This is a genomic window from Enterobacter sp. Ag1, from assembly GCA_000277545.1.
In the GTDB taxonomy this organism is placed as follows: domain Bacteria; phylum Pseudomonadota; class Gammaproteobacteria; order Enterobacterales; family Enterobacteriaceae; genus Cedecea.
Map to the genome: position 1 here is coordinate 96,099 of AKXM01000040.1, position 16,545 is coordinate 112,643.

A 16,545-nucleotide genomic window follows, 5' to 3' on the forward strand; every position below is an offset into this window, starting at 1 on the left:
AACGGTGATTAAGGAGCCGTGATGGCTGGTAACAGTATTGGACAGGTTTTTCGCGTAACGACATTTGGTGAATCTCACGGCATCGCGCTGGGCTGCATTGTTGACGGCGTCCCGCCGGGCATCCCGCTGACGGAGGCCGACCTGCAGCACGATCTCGATCGCCGCCGTCCGGGCACCTCGCGCTACACCACTCAACGCCGTGAGCCTGACCAGGTCAAAATTCTCTCCGGCGTGTTTGAAGGCGTGACGACCGGCACGAGCATTGGCCTGCTGATTGAAAATACCGATCAGCGTTCCCAGGATTACAGCGCCATCAAAGACGTGTTCCGTCCGGGACACGCGGATTACACCTACGAACAAAAATACGGCCTGCGCGACTACCGCGGCGGCGGCCGTTCTTCTGCCCGTGAAACCGCCATGCGCGTTGCAGCGGGCGCCATTGCCAAGAAATACCTTGAGCAGAAATTCGGCATTAAAATTCGCGGCTGCCTGACGCAGATGGGCGATATTCCGCTGGAAATCAAAGACTGGGATCAGGTTGAGCAGAACCCGTTCTTCTGCCCGGATCCGGATAAAATCGACGCGCTGGACGAGCTGATGCGAGGCCTGAAAAAAGAGGGCGACTCCATCGGCGCGAAAGTGACCGTTGTGGCTGACAACGTGCCGCCGGGCCTCGGTGAGCCGGTCTTTGACCGCCTGGACGCAGACATTGCCCACGCGCTGATGAGTATCAACGCGGTGAAAGGCGTGGAAATTGGCGAAGGCTTCGGCGTGGTGAACCTGCGCGGCAGCCAGAACCGGGATGAAATCACCCAGCAAGGTTTCCAGAGCAACCACGCGGGCGGCATTCTGGGCGGCATCAGCAGCGGCCAGCAGATTGTGGCTAATATGGCCCTGAAACCAACTTCCAGCATTACCGTGCCGGGCAAAACTATTAATCGCGAAGGCGAAGAAGTGGAGATGATCACCCGCGGGCGTCACGATCCTTGCGTGGGGATCCGCGCTGTGCCGATCGCAGAAGCAATGCTGGCTATCGTGCTGATGGATCACCTGCTGCGCCAGCGCGCTCAGAACGCTGACGTTTCTTCCCCGCTGCCTCGCTGGTAAGACGATGAACAAACTCCTGATCGGGATGCTGGCGCTGGCCGCCAGCGCCCAGGCTCTAGCGGCGACGCCGTGGCAAAAAATCGACCACCCGATTGCCGGTAGCGCGCAGTCTATTGGCGCGTTTTCCAACGGCTGCATCGTCGGGGCTCACGCGTTGCCGCTTGAGGACGCCCGCTACCAGGTGATGCGCCCGGATCAGCGTCGCTACTTTGGTCATCCCGATCTGGTGATGTTTATTCAGCGCCTGAGTAATCAGGTCAATCAGCTCGGCCTGGGGACAGTGTTGATTGGTGACATGGGCATGGCGGCAGGCGGGCGTTTTAGCTCCGGCCACGCCAGCCATCAGACCGGGCTTGATGTCGACATTTTCCTGCAACTGCCAAAAACTCGCTGGACGTCGGCGCAATTGCTGCGCCCTCAGGCTTTGGATTTGGTTGCTGCCGACGGCAAGCGCGTGGTGCCTTCGCTGTGGAAACCGGAAATCGACAGCCTGATTAAGCTCGCGGCTAAAGATAACGAGGTGACGCGCATCTTCGTGAACCCGGCTATTAAGCAGCGGCTTTGCGAAGATGCGGGCGCTGACCGTGACTGGCTGCGTAAGGTGCGCCCGTGGTTTGCCCACCGCGCCCACATGCACGTTCGCCTGCGCTGCCCGGCTAACAGCCTTGAGTGTGAGGATCAGCCTCTGCCTCCTCCGGGAGACGGCTGCGGGGCCGAGCTGCAAAGCTGGTTCGCGCCGCCTGCACCGGGCAGCACGCCGCCGAAAAAGACAACGCCACCGCCGCTACCCGCCTCCTGTCAGGCATTACTGGATGAGCACGCTCTGTAAATGGAATGGTTTATGGTTTCCCCGCTGCTGCTGCTGGCGCTGTTTTTTGTCGCCATGCTGGCCGGGTTTATTGATGCCCTTGCAGGCGGCGGCGGGTTACTGACGGTCCCTGCTTTGCTGGCGGTAGGCATGTCTCCGGCTCAGGCCCTGGCAACCAACAAGCTACAGGCCTGCGGCGGCTCGGTTTCAGCCTCTCTCTATTTCATTCGCCGCAAGGTGGTCAGCCTTGCCGATCAGAAGCTCAATATTCTGATGACCTTTATCGGCTCTACCTGCGGCGCATTGCTGGTGCAGCACGTGAAGTCCGATATTTTGCGCCAGATCCTGCCGCTGCTGATTATCGGCATCGGGCTCTATTTCCTGCTGATGCCAAAGCTCGGGGAAGAAGACCGGCAGCGCCGCCTGCACGGTTTGCCGTTCGCGTTAATTGCCGGGGGCTGCGTCGGTTTTTATGATGGCTTCTTTGGCCCCGGCGCCGGGTCGTTTTACGCGCTGGCCTTTGTGACGCTTTGCGGCTTCAACCTCGCCAAATCCACCGCCCACGCGAAAGTCCTGAACGCCACCTCCAATCTTGGCGGGCTGCTGCTGTTTATCATCGGCGGCAAGGTGATTTGGGGCACCGGCTTTGTGATGATGGCCGGGCAATTTTTAGGGGCGAGGGCGGGTTCGCGCCTCGTCTTAAGTAAAGGGCAGCAGCTGATTCGCCCAATGATTGTCGTTGTTTCGGCGGTAATGAGCGCCAAGCTGCTGTATGACAGCCACGGACCGGAAATTCTCCATTGGTTAGGGATAGCCTGAAATGAATGATGTCACTATGAGCAAACAACACCATTACCAGGAACTGATTGACGTGTTCGATAGCTGCTTCCTGGCAGAGTTTAATACCCGCTTGATCAAGGGCGATGACGAGCCTATTTATCTGCCTGCGGATGACGAATTGCCGTATAACCGCATCGTCTTCGCGCACGGCTATTACGCCAGCGGAATGCATGAGATTTCCCACTGGTGCGTGGCGGGCGCAGAGCGCCGCAAGCTGGTGGACTTCGGTTACTGGTATTGCCCGGACGGGCGAGACGCCGAAACCCAGGGCAAGTTCGAAGATGTGGAAGTGAAGCCGCAGGCGCTGGAGTGGATGCTCAGCACCGCCGCGGGCTTCCCGTTTAACGTCAGCTGCGACAACCTGAGCGGCGATTTTGAGCCTGACCGCATTGCGTTTCAGCGCCGGGTTCATGCCCAGGTTATGACTTATCTGAAAGACGGGATCCCCGAGCGCCCGGCTCGTTTGATTGACGCGCTAAGGGCGTATTATGGCACCCCTGCGCTCGAAGCCGGGCAGTTTGCCTGGCCAGAAGACCTAAACTAAAAATCACCTGTATGAAGAGGATGTATGATGATCGCGGAATTTGAGTCACGTATTTTGGCGTTGATTGATGAGATGGTGGAGCACGCCAGTGACGACGACCTGTTTGCCAGCGGTTATCTGCGTGGGCACCTGACTCTGGCGGTAGCCGAACTGGAAAACGGCGACGACCATACGCCAGACGCGCTGCATGTGGTGGTGAGCGATAGCCTGCAAAAGGCGATTCAGGCCGGTGAGCTTTCGCCGCGCGACCAGGCGCTGGTGTTGGGCATGTGGGAAACGCTTTTCGAGAAGGCGAAGTTTTAACCCTCACCCTAACCCTCTCCCTAAAAGGGAGAGGGGATAAAAGCGTTACAGAGAAGCTGATGAAGGGAAGATCACTTCACCGCTTTTCCTTTCAATAGCTTCCTTACCCAAAGCCGATTCGGGTTTAGCGCCGCGAGCGTGACTGCATCCAGCGGAATAGGCTCTTCACTCATCTGCGCTGCCAGAATCTCAGAAGCCAGCGGCGCGCTACACAGCCCGCGTGAGCCCAATGCACCCAGCATATAAAGATTGTCGTAAACCGGTGCAGGCTCTGCGTTTGCACGATCCTCGGCCAGCCCGATATATTGCTCAAGCGTGGCGTCATAATCTGGCACACTGCCCACCATTGGAAGGTGGTCGCGTGAAGCGCAGCGCACGCCGCAGCGGGCTTCGTTGGCTGAAACGTCCACTTCTTTTGCCCATTCGGCATTCGGCAGGCAGTCGAGCAGGCGCTGGCGATTATGCTGCTGATCTTCTGCATTCCAGGTCATTTCATCCCGGCCACGGTGATAGCTGGCGCCAATACAATGCTGCTGGTTGTGCGGGTTGACCGGCGTCAGATAGCCGTCGTAGCACAGCACCTGGCGGAGCTGGCTTAATCCCGGCGTGGTAGGAATATGGCTGACCTGGCCGCCGACTGAATAAACAGGCAGGTTCTGAGTTTGAGAAAACCGACTTATTTGATGTCCGTTGGCCAGCACGACGGCGGCATGCTGGGCGGTCTCCTGCTGAGCAAAATCTATCTTCCAGCCGCCATTCGCGGCCGTTAAGTCGGTCACCCGGTATCCATAATGAATCTTCAATCCTTGCTGTTCGGCTAGTGCAAGAGCGCCGGCGGTAAGCTGCGCCGGGTAGAGCCAGCCGCCCAGCGGATAGCTGATGCCACCGCACTGCGTTTCAACGCCACAGGCTTCCGCCACCGTTTCAGCATCCACCGCCTTCGCCAGTAAGTCTGGCAGGTTCAGACCGAGCATCTGTTCGATTTTATGGGCGCTTTTTTCATCCCAGGCGAGCTGGGTTACGCCGCACCAGGCATGATCAAAAGTTACCGGAAGGGCATCGTACAGTCGGCGCGCGAAGGTGAATGCCGCCGGGAAAAAGGTGGTTAGCGCCGCATCATGCGCGGTTAGCAGCGGGTAAAGTGCGCCCTGACGGTTGCCGGATGCGCCCTGGGCTGGGGCTTCATCCTCGCAATACAGGGTGACCTTCCAGCCTCGACGCAGCAGCGCCAGGGCGAGCAGGGCGCTGGCAATGCCTCCGCCAATAATCGCGGTTTCACGTTCACTTGTGCCAGGGCGAGCGTACCAGGGTGCGCGGGCAGGAGTATCCACGGGCTGTTGTAGAGATCCAACTAGCATTTCGCGTTTGCGGCCAAACCCTTTGCTGCGTGTCACGGTGAAGCCCGCTTCAATTAAGCCACGGCGTACAAAGCCTGCGGAAGTAAAGGTCGCCAGCGTGCCCCCAGGGCGAGCCATGCGAACCATGGCCTGGAAGAGCTGCTGCGTCCACATATCCGGGTTTTTGGAGGGCGCGAAGCCATCCAGGAACCAGGCATCGACCTGCTGATTAAGGGTGTCATCTAACTGAGATATCAGCTCGTTAATATCGCCAAACCACAGGTCAAGCGTGATGCGGCCATTGTCCAGCAGCAGGCGGTGGCAGCCGGGAATCGGCAGCGGCCATTGTTGCTGAAGCTCGGTGGCGAAGCGACTGAGCTCCGGCCAGTGCTGATGGGCCAGCGCCAGATCGGCGGCGGTCAGGGGAAATTTTTCAAAACTGATAAAATGCAGCCGTTTTAAGCAGGCATCTTCACGTTTCACACAAAATTCATCGAACGCCTGCCATAAAGTCAAAAAGTTAAGGCCGGTACCAAACCCACTTTCTGCGACCACAAAAAGCGGTCTTTCGTGGGTTGCAAAGCGTTCAGGGAGATGGTTTCCGCCGAGGAAGACGTATCGCGTCTCTTCCAGTCCGTTATCGTTAGAGAAGTAAACGTCGTCAAAATCTCGGGATACAGGTGTACCTTCTTCGTTAAAACCGAGGTTGGCGGATTGTATAGGGGAATGTTTCACGTAAGTTGCTCGTCTGACAGGCAGTGGCACGATCATAACGGCGTGAGCGGAGCGGCGCAAATTTCCGCACAATTTGGCTGATCGGACTTGTTCGGCTTACAACTGTACGCTATTGTGCGACACGAAATCCTACATAGTGCAGTGAACGAGGTATTTGAATGAAACGTGCAGTGATTACTGGCCTGGGCATTGTTTCCAGCATTGGTAATAACCAGCAGGAAGTCCTGGCATCTCTGCGAGAAGGACGCTCAGGGATCACTTTCTCGGAAGAGTTTAAAGACGCGGGAATGCGTAGCCACATCTGGGGTAACGTCAAGCTGGATACCACTGGTTTGATTGACCGTAAAGTGGTTCGTTTCATGAACGATGCCTCTATCTATGCCTATCTCTCCATGCGTGAAGCGATTGCCGATGCGGGCCTGAGCGAAGAGGTTTACCAGAACAACCCACGCGTTGGTCTGATTGCCGGTTCCGGCGGCTCTTCTAAAGCGCAGGTCTTTGGTGCTGACGCCATGCGTAGCCCGCGTGGCCTGAAAGCCGTGGGTCCTTACGTGGTGACCAAAGCCATGGGCTCTGCGGTTTCCGCTTGCCTGGCAACGCCGTTCAAAATTCATGGGGTGAACTACTCCATCAGCTCCGCCTGTGCAACTTCCGCCCACTGTATCGGTAACGCGGTAGAGCAGATTCAGCTCGGTAAACAAGACATCGTCTTTGCCGGCGGCGGCGAAGAACTGGGCTGGGAAATGGCGTGTGAGTTTGATGCGATGGGCGCGCTGTCCACCAAGTACAACGAAACGCCAGAAAAAGCTTCCCGTACCTATGACGCGCACCGCGACGGCTTCGTCATTGCAGGCGGCGGCGGTATGGTTGTGGTTGAAGAACTGGAGCACGCGCTGGCTCGTGGCGCACACATCTACGCTGAAATCGTTGGCTACGGCGCTACGTCTGACGGCGCAGACATGGTTGCCCCATCCGGTGAAGGCGCGGTGCGCTGCATGAAGATGGCGATGCACGGCGTTGATACCCCAATCGACTACCTGAACTCCCACGGTACTTCTACTCCGGTAGGCGACGTGAAAGAGCTGGGTGCGATTCGTGAAGTGTTCGCCGATCGCAGCCCGGCGATCTCTGCGACCAAAGCCATGACCGGCCACTCTCTGGGCGCCGCGGGCGTACAGGAAGCCATCTATTCTCTGCTGATGCTTGAACACGGCTTCATCGCGCCAAGCATTAACGTGGAAGAGCTGGACGAACAGGCTGCTGGCCTGAACATCGTCACTAAAGCGACGGATGCAGCGCTGACCACCGTGATGTCCAACAGCTTCGGCTTCGGCGGCACTAACGCCACGCTGGTGATGCGTAAGCTGAACGCTTAATCGCCATAATCATTCGGAATGGGGCACCTGCGGGGGCCCCATTTTTTTGCCCATTGTTCAGCATTGACAGTCGGTTAACCGAAAGGCACTATGCATTCCCCTCCATTATCATTATTGATAATGCGTAAGCGTTTAACGTTAACCAACGCACCCTGTCATCTGAACACTCAGAGGAAAGGGCGCGGGGTAACTTGCGCCTTGCTCTGAATTTATGGAGTAAGCAGTATGTCTGCAGTACCTGATTCCACTCTTAAAACGTCGAAATCGGCAAATACATCGCTTTTCAGAATTACCTTTGCGGTCTTTCTTACCTATATGACGGTGGGCCTGCCGCTGCCCGTTATCCCGCTTTTTGTTCACCAGCAGTTGGGCTACGGCAACATGATGGTTGGCGTGGCGGTGGGCATTCAGTTTCTCGCCACCGTATTGACCCGGGGTTACGCGGGGCGACTCGCCGACCAGATGGGCGCTAAACGCTCCGTCCTGCAAGGGATGTTTGCCTGCGGACTGGCGGGCGCTGCCTACCTGCTCGCTGCGCTATTGCCGGTAGAGCCAGCGGTGAAGTTTGCCTTGCTGATCGTTGGGCGGCTGATTCTTGGTTTTGGCGAAAGCCAACTGCTGACCGGCAACCTGACCTGGGGGTTGGGGCTGGTTGGCCCGGGGCGTTCGGGTAAGGTGATGTCCTGGAATGGGATGGCGATTTATGGCGCGCTGGCTGCCGGTGCACCGCTGGGGCTGATGCTTAACAGCCAGTGGGGTTTTGTGGCGCTGGGCGTGACAACCATTGCTTTGCCGCTGATTGGGCTGCTGTTTAACGGCACCGTGAAACCTGTTCCGGCCCATAAAGGCGAGCGGCCTTCGTTATTGACCGTGATCGGACTTATCTGGCAGCCGGGGCTGGGTCTCGCTCTGCAGGGCGTCGGCTTTGCGGTTATCGGCACCTTTGTTTCGCTCTATTTTGCCGCAAACGGCTGGGCCCATGCAGGCTTCACGTTGACGGCTTTTGGCGGCGCTTTTGTACTGGTGCGCGTGCTGTTTGGCTGGATGCCCGATCGCTACGGCGGCGTGCGCGTGGCGCTGTTTTCCCTTGCGGTTGAAACCGTGGGTTTGCTGCTGCTCTGGCACGCGCCTGGAGCCTGGACCGCGCTGCTGGGTGCGGCGCTGACCGGCTGCGGTTGTTCGCTTATATTCCCCGCGCTTGGCGTTGAAGTGGTTAAGCGTGTTCCGCCTCAGGTGCGCGGCACGGCGCTGGGCGGCTATGCTGCTTTCCAGGATATTTCATACGGTGTGACCGGGCCGCTGACCGGAATTCTGGCAACGTCTATGGGCTATTCGTCGGTGTTTATGGCCGGGGCCGTTTCTGCGGTGCTGGGGATTGCCGTGACGCTGGTGGCGTTCAGGAAGTAGGTTTGCTTGTTGCCCGTTTTTTCCCTCTCCTTTTGGGAGAGGGTTGGGGTGAGGAACTAGATCACCAGCCAGAGCAAAATCACCACCACGACCAGCGCGATCAACGCCAGACCAGGCCTCGCGCTCAGCGTCTTTATCGGCTCGATAATTGCGCTAAACATCGGGTTGTAGATCGGCTGAATATCACGCACTTCAATCGTAGTTGGCTGTCGCTCGGCGCGTTTTAAAAACACCTGATTGAGAATGTCCTGTACCTGCGCGGTCGTCAGTATCGTTTGCGGCGTGGCCTGGAAGCGCTGCTGGCTGTAATCCACCATCTCTTTCCACTCCTGCGGCTCAAGCGGCTGCTTTAGGGCCGCCTGCACGCTGTGCAAAGTAGGCGCAGACTGCTGGCTCAGCGTTTGCCTTGCCTGGAGCCAGGTTGTCAACAAAGCAAAGTGCTTAGCCGGAATGAGTTCACCGGTTTTCACGCCGGACAGCTCCAGCATTGACTGCCAGATTTGTTTCCCGGACTCGCCCGTTGCCGCGGCGAGTTTGGTGACAAGCTGGTTCAGGCTGTTGTGCTCGGCGGGGAGCAGCGGGCGGTCGGTGGCCGGGCGCTGCTGCGGCTGAGGGATGGCGAGCTGGTTGTTTTGCAGCAGCGTCAGCACGGTTTTGAGCTGGTCCGGCGTGAGCTGGCTCAGCGCCGTCTGGCCAAACTGCTGGCGGATAAAGTCGCTCACCGCCTGGCGGTTATTGCCCTGGGGCAGCAAATCGCTCAGTTGCTGAATGATCTGACGCGTTGCTAGCGTGGTTTGCGCACTGGTCAGGCGCTGATTCAGGTTTTGCTCAGCGGCGGGGAAATGCCGAGACAGCAGCGGCGTCTCGCTTTTGAGTCCCAGATCGTGCTTAAGGCCCGCCCACACTTCAGCGCTCTGCTGTTGGCTAAGCGCAATGATCCGGGTGATCAGGCGCTCCAGCACGGTACGTTGCTGGGTGGAAAGCGGCTGTTCGCCGGCGGCAGACGGTGCGGAGGGAGGTTCCCCCGGAGGACGCGGCGTGGCGCCCTGAATGGGTTGCATTATTAAATGATCCTTAAGTGCGACAAAACATTCGCAAGTAGTTCGTTATGCCCGGACGTCAGATTATGGCACACTATCCGGCCTTATCTCGACGATTAACAGACAGGTACTCAGGTGAAAATCCTCGTTGATGAAAATATGCCCTATGCCCGCGAACTTTTCAGCCGCCTGGGCGAGGTGACTGCCGTGCCGGGACGTCCGATTCCGGTGGATGCGTTAACGGATGCTGACGCGTTAATGGTTCGTTCGGTCACCAAAGTGAATGCCGAACTGCTGGACGGTAAAGGGATCAAATTTGTCGGGACGGCCACGGCCGGAACCGATCACGTTGATGAAGCGTATTTGCAAAGTGCCGGGGTGGCTTTCTCTGCCGCTCCTGGATGCAACGCGATTGCCGTGGTTGAGTATGTGTTCTCCTCCTTATTGATGCTGGCCGAACGTGATGGTTTTGAGCTGAAAAACCGGACAGTCGGCATCGTCGGCGTGGGTAACGTTGGTTCCCGTCTTCAGGCGCGCCTGGAAGCCTGGGGCGTGCGCACCTTACTGTGCGACCCGCCGCGAGCCGATCGCGGTGATGAAGGCGATTTCGTTTCGCTGGAAACGCTGGTGCAGGAAGCCGACGTCATCACCTTCCATACGCCACTGTTTAAATCCGGCGAGTATAAAACGCTGCATCTGGCGGACGAGGCGCTGATTAGCCGCCTGAAGCCTGGCGCTATTCTGATTAATGCCTGTCGTGGCCCGGTAGTGGACAACAACGCATTGCTGAAATGCTTAAAAGCAGGGCAGAATCTCAGCGTTGTGCTGGACGTCTGGGAGCCGGAGCCGGATCTCAACGTCGAGTTGCTCGACAAGGTCGATATTGGCACGGCGCACATTGCGGGCTATACGCTTGAAGGTAAGGCTCGCGGTACTACTCAGGTCTTTGAAGCCTTTAGCGATTTTATCGGCCAGTCTCAGACAGTGGCGCTGGATTCACTTCTGCCTGCGCCGGAGTTTGGCCGCATCACGCTGGCAGGCCCGCTCGATCAGCCCACGCTCAAAAGACTGGTGCATCTGGTGTATGATGTTCGCCGCGACGACGCGCCGCTGCGAAAGGTAGCCGGTCAGCCTGGTGAATTCGACAAGCTGCGTAAGAACTACCTGGAGCGCCGCGAGTGGTCATCGCTGTATGTGCAGTGTGACGATGCCGACGCGGCAGGCATGCTGCAAAAACTTGGCTTTAGCGCGGCACATCACCCGCTTCGCTGAGCAATATCTTCTGGCTCCCTGGGGCGACGTCCTGGGGAGCATCTGTTCTATTTTCTGGAGTAAACCAACATGTCCGAAGGCTGGAATATTGCCATTTTAGGCGCCACCGGTGCCGTAGGCTCAGCTTTGCTTGAACTGCTTGCTGAACGTCAGTTCCCGGTTGGTGAATTGTATGTCCTGGCGCGCGGCGAGAGCGCTGGTGAAAATCTGCGTTATGAAGGCAAAACTATCCTGGTGCAGGACGCGGCAGAGTTCGACTGGACGCAGGCTCAGCTGGCGTTCTTCGTGGCGGGCGTTGAAGCCTCCGCTCGCTATGTGGAAGAAGCGACCAACGCGGGCTGTCTGGTGATTGACTCAAGCGGTCTTTTCTCGCTGGAGCCGGACGTGCCGCTGGTTGTGCCGGATGTGAACCCGTTCGTGCTGAGCGATTACCGTAACCGTAATCTGGTGGCCGTGGCGGACAGCCTGACCAGCCAACTGCTGAGCGCTTTGAAACCGTTGATTGAGCAGGGTGGCCTGTCACGTATTCAGGTGACCAGCCTGCTGTCTGCTTCTGCGCGCGGCAAAGTGGCCGTAGACGCGCTGGCCGGGCAAAGCGCCCGTCTGCTGAACGGCATTCCTATTGATGAAGAAGACCTGTTTGGCCGCCAGCTGGCGTTCAACATGCTGCCGCTGGTGCCGGACGCCGAAGGCAGCGTGCGGGAAGAGCGTCGCCTGGTGAATGAAGTGCGTAAAGTGCTGCAGGACGATGGCTTAATGATCTCCGCCAGCCTTGTGCAGTCGCCGGTGTTCTATGGCCATGCCCAAATCGTCAACTTTGAAGCGCTGCGCCCGCTGGCGGCAGAAGAAGCCCGCGATGCGTTTGCTCAGGCAGAAGATATTGAGCTGTCTGAAGAGGGAGAATTCCCGACTCAGGTGGCGGATGCGTCCGGTAGCGGCCATCTTTCTATTGGCTGCGTACACAACGATTACGGTATGCCGGAGCAAATCCAGTTCTGGTCAGTCGCCGATAACGTTCGCTTTGGCGGCGCGCTGATGGCGATAAAAACCGCTGAGAAACTGGTGCAGGAGTATATGTACTGATGTCCGAAGTGCTAAGCGAAATTCCGCTTCATAAAATCGCGCTCGGCATTGAGTACGACGGCAGTAAATATTACGGCTGGCAGCGCCAAAACGAAGTGCGCAGCGTGCAGGAAAAGCTGGAAAAAGCGCTGTCTCAGGTGGCCAATGAGCCGATTAACGTGTTTTGCGCAGGGCGCACCGATGCGGGCGTTCACGCCACGGGCCAGGTAGTGCATTTTGAAACCAGCGCGGTGCGCAAAGATGCGGCCTGGACGATGGGCGTCAATACGAATTTGCCTGGTGACATCGCCGTGCGCTGGGTAAAAGATGTGCCGTCTGAGTTCCACGCCCGCTTTAGCGCCACGGCTCGCCGCTATCGCTACGTGATTTATAATCACCGCCTGCGTCCGGCCATTCTGCAGCAGGGCGTAACCCATTTTCATCTGCCTCTGGATGCGGATAAAATGCACCGCGCCGCGCAGAGCCTGCTGGGGGAAAATGACTTTACCTCGTTCCGTGCGGTGCAGTGCCAGTCCCGCACCCCGTGGCGCAATATGATGCACATTACGGTAAACCGCTACGGCGCTTACATCGTGGTGGACATTAAGGCCAACGCTTTTGTGCACCACATGGTGCGCAACATCGTCGGTAGCCTGATGGAAGTCGGCTGCGGTAACCAGGCTGAAACCTGGATGGCCGATCTGCTGGCAATGAAGGACCGCACTAAGGCCGCTGCCACCGCGAAGGCGGAAGGGCTGTACCTGGTGTCGGTGGATTACCCCGACCACTTTGCGCTGCCGCGTCTGCCGATGGGGCCGCTTTTTTTAGCCGATTGATTGCTGCTTAAGAAAGGATACTTTGATGGATTTCATCCGTTTTATCATCGACTTCATTTTGCATATCGACGTGCATCTGGCCGAGCTAGTGGCACAATACGGTGTCTGGGTTTACGCTATTCTGTTCCTGATTTTGTTCTGCGAAACCGGGCTGGTAGTTACTCCGTTTTTACCGGGTGATTCACTGCTGTTTGTGGCGGGCGCGCTGGCGTCGCTGGAAACCAACGACCTGAACGTGCATTACATGGTCATTTTGATGGTGATTGCCGCCATCATCGGCGATGCGGTGAACTACACTATCGGGCGGCTGTTTGGTGAGAAGTTGTTCAGTAATCCGAATTCAAAAATCTTCCGCCGCAGTTATCTCGATAAAACTCACGCTTTTTACGAGCGTCACGGCGGAAAAACGATTATCCTCGCGCGCTTCGTGCCGATTGTGCGAACCTTCGCACCGTTTGTCGCCGGGATGGGGCACATGTCCTATCGCCATTTTGCGTTCTATAACGTGGTCGGCGCACTGCTGTGGGTCTTGCTGTTCACCTACGCGGGCTACCTGTTCGGTAACCTGCCGGTGGTACAGGAAAACCTGAAGCTGCTGATTGTGGCAATTATCGTGGTGTCGATTTTGCCTGGCGTGGTGGAAGTTATCCGCCACAAACGCGCGGCGTCGCGGCAGTCAAAATAATACGTGGCAGCGGTTCGACCACTTTTTTATCCAAAGTAGCGGGCCGTTGTGTTTTAATGAGCACCATTTATGGTCTGGGGCAGGGAAAACTGCCGCAGAAAAGCTGGTATCGACCAGGTTCAAGCAGAAAGGTCATCAATGAGCTGGATTGAACGAATTCTCAATAAGAGCAATATTACTCCCACCCGCAAGGCGAGCATCCCTGAAGGGGTGTGGACCAAGTGCGACAGCTGCGGCCAGGTCCTGTACCGCGCCGAGCTGGAACGCAATCTTGGTGTCTGCCCTAAGTGCGATCACCACATGCGTATGTCGGCCCGCGATCGCCTGCATAGCCTGTTAGATGAAGGCACAATGGTGGAATTGGGGAGCGAGCTTGAGCCAAAAGATTTGCTGAAGTTCCGTGACTCCAAGAAGTACAAAGATCGTCTGGTTAGCGCGCAGAAAGAGACCGGCGAGAAAGACGCGCTGGTTGTCATGAAAGGCACCCTGCACGGTATGCCTGTTGTGGCTGCGGCCTTCGAGTTCGCCTTTATGGGCGGCTCAATGGGCTCCGTAGTTGGCGCGCGTTTTGTTCGTGCCGTTGAGCAGGCGCTGGAAGACAACTGCCCGATGGTGTGCTTCTCCGCTTCCGGCGGGGCGCGTATGCAGGAAGCGCTGATGTCGCTGATGCAGATGGCGAAAACCAGCGCTGCGCTGGCAAAAATGCAGGAACGCGGTCTGCCGTACATCTCCGTGCTGACTGACCCAACCATGGGCGGCGTTTCCGCAAGCTTCGCGATGCTGGGTGACCTGAACATTGCCGAGCCGAAAGCGCTGATTGGCTTTGCCGGTCCACGCGTTATCGAGCAGACCGTTCGTGAAAAACTGCCGCCGGGCTTCCAGCGCAGTGAGTTCCTGATCGAAAAAGGCGCTATCGACATGATCGTTCGTCGTCCGGAAATGCGCCTGAAACTGGCGAGCATCCTGGCGAAGTTCATGAATCTGCCAGCGCCAAACCCGGAAGCCCCGCGTGAGCCCATCGTGGTTCCGCCAGCACCGGAACAGGGTCAAGAGGCCTGATTCGCAACTAAGGGCAGGCCAGCAGGTTCTGCCCTTTTCTTTATGTGCATGTTAAGTGGGCATCATGGACAAAGACCTTATTCCTCAAGCCACGTCGCCCCTGGCCACGTGGCTTTGCTATCTTGAAAACCTTCATTCCACCACTATCGATATGGGCCTTGAGCGCATCAGCAACGTTGCGCGCAAGCTCGATGTGCTGAAACCTGCGCCAACGGTTTTTACCGTGGCCGGCACGAACGGGAAAGGCACCACCTGCCGTACGCTTGAAACCGCGCTGATGGCCGACGGCTATCGAGTAGGGGTTTATAGCTCTCCGCATCTGGTGCGTTACACCGAGCGCGTGCGTATTCAGGGTGAAGAGTTGCCTGAAGCCCTGCATACCGCCTCGTTTGCCGAAATTGAGGCCGCTCGCGGAGATATTTCCTTAACCTATTTTGAATACGGAACGCTCTCGGCCTTGCTATTGTTTAAGCAGCAGGCGGTAGACGTGGTGATTCTTGAGGTTGGCCTTGGCGGGCGTCTGGATGCCACCAATATTGTGGATTCCGATGTGGCTGTGGTCACCAGCATTGCGCTCGATCACACCGACTGGCTTGGCCCGGACCGTGAGAGCATTGGCCGTGAAAAAGCCGGCGTCTTCCGCAGAGATAACCCTGCGGTTGTGGGCGAGCCAGATATGCCGCAGACGATTGCCGATGTGGCGCAGGAGAAGGGCGCGCAATTACTGCGCCGCGGCGTTGACTGGGATTATGAAGTTAACGGCACAGGCTGGACGTTCCGGGACGCTAACGGCGAGCTTAAAGATCTGCCGCTGCCGCTGGTTCCACAGCCCAATGCCGCCACGGCGCTGGCCGCTTTACGTGCCAGCAAACTGAACGTGAGTGAAAACGCGATACGCTATGGCATCGAACATGCCACGCTGCCGGGGCGTTTCCAGATTGTGTCTCAGGCACCGTGCGTGATTCTTGATGTTGCCCATAACCCTCACGCGGCGGCTTATCTTGCGGGTCGCCTGGCGGCGCTACCAAAACAGGGTCGTGTGCTGGCGGTGATTGGCATGCTACACGATAAAGACATAGCCGGAACGCTTGCCTGTTTGTCGCCTCAGGTCGATAGCTGGTATTGTGCTCCGCTGGAAGGGCCACGAGGCGCAAGCGCAGAGCAGCTTATGGCCCATCTTGGTCACGGCAAAGCATTTGCAACCGTGGCGGACGCATGGCATGCCGCCATGGCGGAAGCAACGGCCGAAGATACCGTGCTGGTGTGTGGTTCGTTCCACACGGTGGCCCATGTAATGGAAGTACTGGACGCGGGGAGAGCAGGTGGCGAGTAAGTTTCAAAACCGATTAGTCGGAACCATTATTCTGGTCGCACTGGGCGTGATTGTGCTGCCGGGTCTGCTGGACGGGCAGAAAAAACATTATCAGGATGAGTTCGCGGCCATTCCTTTGGTGCCAAAACCTGGAGACAGCGACGAGCCCGATATGCTGCCTGCGGCTACTCAGGCTTTGCCAGCGCAGCCGCCGGAAGGCGCGGCGGAAGAGGTAAGGGCGGGCGCTTCCGTACCGCCGGGGCTGAACAGTGGGGCTATCCCGAATGAAGGCTCAGCGGGCGTTGACGAAGTGCCTCTCGCGCGCGAACAGCCTAAGCCGCAGCCCGTGCAGGAAAAACCAAAGCCTAAGCCGGTGGAAAAACCGCAGCCTAAACCTGCCGCTGATGATAACACTGGTCAGCAGCTTGCGATGGCCTCCGAACAGCCGTCGAAGGCGGAAAAAACTGCCGACAAAGCCCCGACCGGGCAAGCCTATGTGGTGCAGCTTGGCGCATTGAAAAATGCGGACAAAGTGAATGAAATTGTTGGTAAACTGCGCGGGGCCGGGTTCAAGGTTTACACCTCGCCGACCACGCCTGTGCAGGGGAAAATTACCCGTATTCTGGTCGGGCCGGATGCCTCGAAGGATAAGTTGAAGTCTTCGTTGGGCGAGCTGAATTCCCTTTCTGGTCTGAACGGCGTGGTGATGAATTACTCGCCAAGGTAGTCGCCAGTGAGCCTCACCCCGGCCCTCTCCCTGGAAGGGAGAGGGGGAAAAATATTGCACCATACTGTTCCCTCGCCCCTTTGGGGAGAGGGTTA

16 protein-coding genes are annotated in these 16,545 nt (G+C 57.6%); 14 read left to right on the forward strand and 2 right to left on the reverse strand.

All coding sequences use genetic code 11. From position 1 onward, the window contains the following. The first annotated feature begins 21 nt into the window (after positions 1-21). The 5 genes from aroC to A936_RS16295 are packed head-to-tail and all read left to right on the forward strand — an operon-like array spanning position 22 to position 3,602. Positions 22-1,107: a chorismate synthase gene (gene aroC, locus A936_RS16275; RefSeq protein WP_008459684.1), complete on the forward strand. Its 1,086-nt coding sequence runs from the start codon at positions 22-24 to the stop codon at positions 1,105-1,107. 4 nt (positions 1,108-1,111) lie between these two features. Next, entirely contained in the window at positions 1,112-1,936 is an 825-nt protein-coding gene (gene mepA / locus A936_RS16280; RefSeq protein WP_008459685.1) for a penicillin-insensitive murein endopeptidase, read from the forward strand. After that, positions 1,937-2,734, forward strand: coding sequence for a sulfite exporter TauE/SafE family protein (locus A936_RS16285; RefSeq protein ID WP_008459687.1), 798 nt, complete (start codon positions 1,937-1,939; stop codon positions 2,732-2,734). A gap of 16 nt (positions 2,735-2,750) precedes the next feature. Further along, a complete protein-coding gene (locus tag A936_RS16290) occupies positions 2,751-3,299 on the forward strand; it encodes an elongation factor P hydroxylase (protein WP_008459689.1) in 549 nt (182 codons plus the stop codon). Between the two features lie 27 nt (positions 3,300-3,326). Next, on the forward strand, positions 3,327-3,602 hold the full coding sequence (locus A936_RS16295; protein ID WP_008459691.1) for a YfcL family protein: 276 nt from the start codon (positions 3,327-3,329) through the stop codon (positions 3,600-3,602). Positions 3,603-3,673: 71 nt separating this feature from the next. On the opposite strand, the gene mnmC is transcribed toward A936_RS16295, so the two are convergent. Beyond that, entirely contained in the window at positions 3,674-5,674 is a 2,001-nt protein-coding gene (gene mnmC, locus A936_RS16300) for a bifunctional tRNA (5-methylaminomethyl-2-thiouridine)(34)-methyltransferase MnmC2/FAD-dependent 5-carboxymethylaminomethyl-2-thiouridine(34) oxidoreductase MnmC1 (protein ID WP_008459694.1), read from the reverse strand. 158 nt (positions 5,675-5,832) lie between these two features. On the opposite strand from mnmC, the gene fabB reads away from it, so the two are divergent. Then, positions 5,833-7,050: a beta-ketoacyl-ACP synthase I gene (gene fabB / locus A936_RS16305; protein WP_008459695.1), complete on the forward strand. Its 1,218-nt coding sequence runs from the start codon at positions 5,833-5,835 to the stop codon at positions 7,048-7,050. A 225-nt stretch (positions 7,051-7,275) separates the two neighbouring features. Next, positions 7,276-8,457 carry an MFS transporter gene (locus A936_RS16310; RefSeq protein ID WP_008459697.1) on the forward strand — a complete coding sequence of 394 codons (1,182 nt, stop codon included), beginning with the start codon at positions 7,276-7,278 and terminating at the stop codon, positions 8,455-8,457. A 56-nt stretch (positions 8,458-8,513) separates the two neighbouring features. Here the strand turns inward: A936_RS16310 and flk are convergent, their stop codons facing one another. Next, on the reverse strand, positions 8,514-9,518 hold the full coding sequence (flk, locus tag A936_RS16315) for a flagella biosynthesis regulator Flk (protein WP_008459698.1): 1,005 nt from the start codon (positions 9,516-9,518) through the stop codon (positions 8,514-8,516). A gap of 114 nt (positions 9,519-9,632) precedes the next feature. Here flk and pdxB point away from each other — a divergent pair, with 114 nt between their 5' ends. The 7 genes from pdxB to dedD all read left to right on the forward strand — a co-directional run bounded on the left by pdxB (position 9,633) and on the right by dedD (position 16,450). Then, positions 9,633-10,769, forward strand: coding sequence for a 4-phosphoerythronate dehydrogenase PdxB (gene pdxB, locus A936_RS16320; RefSeq protein ID WP_008459705.1), 1,137 nt, complete (start codon positions 9,633-9,635; stop codon positions 10,767-10,769). A gap of 69 nt (positions 10,770-10,838) precedes the next feature. Further along, entirely contained in the window at positions 10,839-11,852 is a 1,014-nt protein-coding gene (locus A936_RS16325) for an aspartate-semialdehyde dehydrogenase (RefSeq protein WP_008459707.1), read from the forward strand. Beyond that, entirely contained in the window at positions 11,852-12,667 is an 816-nt protein-coding gene (gene truA, locus A936_RS16330) for a tRNA pseudouridine(38-40) synthase TruA (RefSeq protein WP_008459710.1), read from the forward strand. Before A936_RS16325 ends, truA begins: the two co-directional genes overlap by 1 nt. Positions 12,668-12,692: 25 nt before the next feature. Next, positions 12,693-13,352 carry a DedA family protein gene (locus A936_RS16335; RefSeq protein ID WP_008459711.1) on the forward strand — a complete coding sequence of 220 codons (660 nt, stop codon included), beginning with the start codon at positions 12,693-12,695 and terminating at the stop codon, positions 13,350-13,352. Between the two features lie 138 nt (positions 13,353-13,490). Further along, positions 13,491-14,411 (forward strand): acetyl-CoA carboxylase, carboxyltransferase subunit beta, encoded by a 921-nt coding sequence (gene accD, locus A936_RS16340; protein ID WP_008459714.1) that lies wholly within the window; start codon positions 13,491-13,493, stop codon positions 14,409-14,411. Positions 14,412-14,475: 64 nt separating this feature from the next. Further along, a complete protein-coding gene (gene folC, locus A936_RS16345; protein ID WP_008459717.1) occupies positions 14,476-15,744 on the forward strand; it encodes a bifunctional tetrahydrofolate synthase/dihydrofolate synthase in 1,269 nt (422 codons plus the stop codon). Beyond that, positions 15,734-16,450: a cell division protein DedD gene (dedD, locus tag A936_RS16350; RefSeq protein ID WP_008459719.1), complete on the forward strand. Its 717-nt coding sequence runs from the start codon at positions 15,734-15,736 to the stop codon at positions 16,448-16,450. The genes folC and dedD overlap by 11 nt, the downstream gene beginning before the upstream one ends. The last annotated feature ends 95 nt before the right edge of the window (positions 16,451-16,545 follow it).